At 51.7% G+C, this 3,735-nt stretch carries 4 protein-coding genes; 1 reads left to right on the forward strand and 3 read right to left on the reverse strand.

Going from position 1 to position 3,735, the window contains the following annotated elements; genetic code table 11:
- Positions 1–73: 73 nt before the first annotated feature.
- Positions 74–667 (reverse strand): protein deglycase YajL, encoded by a 594-nt coding sequence (yajL, locus tag D6029_RS22095; protein WP_120066819.1) that lies wholly within the window; start codon positions 665–667, stop codon positions 74–76.
- Entirely contained in the window at positions 627–1,541 is a 915-nt protein-coding gene (panE, locus tag D6029_RS22100; RefSeq protein WP_120066820.1) for a 2-dehydropantoate 2-reductase, read from the reverse strand. Before panE ends, yajL begins: the two co-directional genes overlap by 41 nt.
- Before the next feature lie 126 nt (positions 1,542–1,667).
- Between panE and D6029_RS22105 the strand changes: the two genes are divergently transcribed.
- The gene (locus D6029_RS22105; protein ID WP_120066821.1) at positions 1,668–2,159 is read left to right on the forward strand and encodes a YajQ family cyclic di-GMP-binding protein; all 492 of its coding nucleotides are present in this window, start codon (positions 1,668–1,670) and stop codon (positions 2,157–2,159) included.
- A gap of 105 nt (positions 2,160–2,264) precedes the next feature.
- On the opposite strand, the gene D6029_RS22110 is transcribed toward D6029_RS22105, so the two are convergent.
- Complete coding sequence (locus D6029_RS22110) at positions 2,265–3,635, reverse strand: MFS transporter (protein ID WP_120066822.1); 1,371 nt, start codon at positions 3,633–3,635, stop codon at positions 2,265–2,267.
- Positions 3,636–3,735 lie beyond the last annotated feature (100 nt).

Consider the following 3,735-nt stretch of genomic DNA (forward strand, 5'->3'; position numbering starts at 1 on the left):
CCTTCTCCCCCAGGAGAAGGATTAGAATGGTTTTTCCCCTCTCCCTGAGGGAGAGGGCCAGGGTGAGGGTGGTTTAGTAATCCCTGTAACTATAAATTCCCGCCGCCATCACCAACTGTTGTGAAACTTCATGAGCCTTCTCGCGGCTCACCAGCAAATCAATCATCTTCAGCGCAAAATCGATAGCGGTTCCAGGCCCCTGGCTGGTTAGCAGGTTGACGCGTGGATCCCACACAATACGTTTATCCTGCCATTGCGCTTCTGGAATAGTCTCTTTCAGGCCCGGATAACCCGTCATATTCGCCATTGGGAACAATTCATGGGGAACCAGAACTGTACCGGCTGCGGCACAAATCGCGGCAACGATGCGCCCGGAAAGATGGAACTGACGCACGGTTTCCACTAACAGCGGGCTGTCGCGGAAACACTCGGCACCTTTTAAGCCACCGGGTAACACGATGACATCAAACTCGCCATCAGCCACTTCAACCAGCGGCGCATCTGCCAATAGCTTTACGCCACGTGAACAGACAATCGTCAGGTCGCCGTCACTTGCGACGCTTGCGGTGGTGACGCTAATTCCGCCACGCACCAGAAGATCGATGGTGGTAACGGCTTCTGTTTCTTCAGTTCCAGGAGCCAGACAAACCAGTGCTCGTGCGCTCATACTCATTCTCCTTACGCTTAATCAGCTCATACAAGCGGCTGTTCACCGGCACAGAAAGGCCATGGGCGCGCGCGCGTTGCAGTAAATAACCCGTTATATAATCAATCTCGGTGTGACGTTGCACCCGCACATCCTGAAGCATTGATGAGATGTTCGCGCGGGTGCTGTCGATAACTTCTTCCACATAAAAAAGCAGCGCTTCGGGTGACGTATGATGGCCTTCACGTTCCATCACCATCGCGACTTCGTGGCAGATTTTGCTTACCTCGTCAGGGTAATGACGCAGCTCCCCGTTCGGGCAATTGTAGAGCGCGGTGAGCGGGTTTATCACACAATTCACCGCCAGTTTCTTCCAGATCGCAGCCTGAATATTATTATGCCAGGCCATTTCTGGGAGGGCGTGATGCAGTTGATCGGCGAGAAAACTAAAGTCGTTGCCCGCCGCATTGCCGGGGCCAATATGCGTGGTGCCATTGGCGACATGGACAATGATGTTGCCATCGCGACGCGCCGCATGCGTGGTGACGCCAGATAAAAGCGGCTGGCGCAACATGCGTAACTCTTCAAGCGTGCCCATGCCATTGTGCAGCAGCAGAATAGGGCAACCAGCAGGAAGTTTTGTCGCCAGTGCTTTGACCGAGTCAGAAACCTGCCAGGCTTTTAGCGTGACGAGCAATAAATCGCAGCTGGCAAGAAAATCGGGATCGTTAGCCGTCAGCGTTTGGTTAAACACGCTACCGTCTGTTTCGAGTACGTTGACATGGCAAAAAGGCTGCGGCACACGCAACCATCCTTGAACCTCATGTCCTTGTTTATAAAGAGATGCCAGCCAAAGTTGACCAAGCGCACCGCAACCCAGCACGGTAATTTTCATATTGCCTCCCCATCTGCGTAAAGCCGCAGATGTTTTGCTTAATCTATATTATACAGGCCTCAGTACTGCTTTAACGGGTTGTTTTGGGTATTATGCAACGCAACAAAAAGAGAGGGAGAAGAAAGCATGCCATCTTTTGACATTGTGTCTGAAATTGATATCCAGGAAGTGCGTAACGCGATTGAAAACGCGGAGCGTGAGGTTGCTACTCGTTTTGACTTCCGTAATGTACCGGCGACATTTGAACTGAATGAGAAAAATCAGTCCATCAAAGTCGCCAGTGAGTCTGATTTCCAGGTTAACCAACTGTTGGATATTCTTCGTGCCAAGCTGCTTAAGCGTGGTATCGAAGGGGCTTCAATTGATGTGCCAGAAGAGTTTACGCACAGTGGTAAAACCTGGAGTGTTGAAGCGAAGCTCAAGCAGGGCATTGAAGCTGCCATCGCCAAGAAAATTGTGAAGCTGATTAAAGACAGCAAGACCAAGGTTCAGGTGCAGATTCAAGGTGAAGAACTGCGCGTAACGGGCAAATCTCGCGATGATTTACAGGCCGCTATGGCGCTGGTTCGTGGTGGTGATTTGGGGCAACCGTTCCAGTTTAAGAACTTCCGCGACTGATTTTAGTTTGCCCTCACCCCGGCCCTCTCCCATAGGAGAGGGGGAAAAGCGGACAAGTTCCCTAATCCACAGGAGAGGGGGAAAACCGGACAAGTTCCCTCTCCCTCAGGGAGAGGGTTGTTTCACTAATTGCTCAATCTCAAATCGATTCGTCAGCTTGCTATCGATCTTCACGTAAGCACTGCGTTCCTGCGCAATAATATTCACATCACTCACGCCGGGTTGTGCCAGTAAACGCTGTTTCAGCGTTTCGTCATCGGTCACATCTTCCGGCAATTCCACGCGCAAACTCGCCACGTATGGCGGCTCCGTCATAGTGCTGCTGACCAGTAACCAAATCATTGCCAGCAGTGCGCCCGCGAGGAAAACGGTTTGTGAATCAAACAATCCGTCAATCCATCCGCCAAATGAACCGCCAATCGCCACACCGAGGAACTGGCTGGTGGAGTAAATCCCCATCGCCGTGCCTTTATAGCCTGCCGGAGATTCTTTGCTGATAAGCGACGGTAAAATCGCTTCCATCAGGTTAAAGGCCAGGAAGAACAACTGCACACCTAGAACTAATTCCCAGAAGTGCGGGCCGGAACCCCACAGCACGATTTCAGCAATCAGCAGCAACGCTACGCAGCCAACAAACACGCGCTTCATGCGGCGTTTTACTTCCGCATAAATGATAAACGGCACCACAGAAGCAAAGGCGATGAGCATGGTGCAGAGGTAGATTTTCCAGTGCTGGGATGCCGGGAAACCTGCTTGTTCGAGCTGGCCGGGGAGGGCAACAAACGTAGACATCAGCATGATGTGCAGACACATGATGCCGAAGTTCAGCTTGAGTAATTTCGGCTCCGCCAGCACTTTGCTAAAGCAGCCTTTTACCATGCCGGACTCACGGTTCAGCACATGGCTTTTAGAATTTGGCACCACCCACAGCGTGATCAGAATGCCGCAGGTTGCCAGAATCGCAATCATCCAGAACAGCGCATTTAAACCGAGGCTATGAGTGATAATTGGGCCAAGCACCATCGCAATGGCAAATGTTACGCCAAAACTCACGCCGATAAACGCCATGGCTTTGGTACGGTTCTGCTCGCGGGTTAAGTCTGAAAGCAGGGCCATAACGGCGGCGGCAATCGCGCCGGAGCCTTGCAATGCACGGCCAAGAATCACACCCCAAATCGAATCAGAAAGTGCGGCAATCACGCTGCCGAGCACGAAAATCAGTAATCCGCCGATGATCAGCGGCTTGCGACCAATACGGTCGGAAAGCAGGCCAAAAGGAATCTGGAAGATAGCTTGTGCGAGGCCATAAATACCGATGGCGATACCAATCAGCGCTTCGCTTGCGCCCTGCAGTGCCATGCCATAAGTAGTAAGAACCGGAAGCACCATAAACATGCCGAGCATGCGCAGTGAAAAGACCGTGCCTAAACCCCAAGTCGCACGTAATTCGACAGGCGTCATTTTATAATCGTTCATCACCACCTCTGATAAAAAGCCGGCCTTAGTGTAGTGCGTGGGTAAAGGAGGGTAAATGGATAGATTGTTAGCACTAATAAAAAAGGGCGCATATGCGCCC

It is taken from the genome of Buttiauxella izardii, from assembly GCF_003601925.1.
Lineage (GTDB): Bacteria > Pseudomonadota > Gammaproteobacteria > Enterobacterales > Enterobacteriaceae > Buttiauxella > Buttiauxella izardii.

Bases quoted from the DNA above. Each gene is read 5' to 3' on its own strand.
- D6029_RS22110 (WP_120066822.1), bottom strand. From the start codon at position 3,635: ATGAACGATTATAAAATGACGCCTGTCGAATTACGTGCGACTTGGGGT.
- yajL (WP_120066819.1), bottom strand. From the start codon at position 667: ATGAGCGCACGAGCACTGGTTTGTCTGGCTCCTGGAACTGAAGAAACA.
- D6029_RS22105 (WP_120066821.1), top strand. From the start codon at position 1,668: ATGCCATCTTTTGACATTGTGTCTGAAATTGATATCCAGGAAGTGCGT.
- panE (WP_120066820.1), bottom strand. From the start codon at position 1,541: ATGAAAATTACCGTGCTGGGTTGCGGTGCGCTTGGTCAACTTTGGCTG.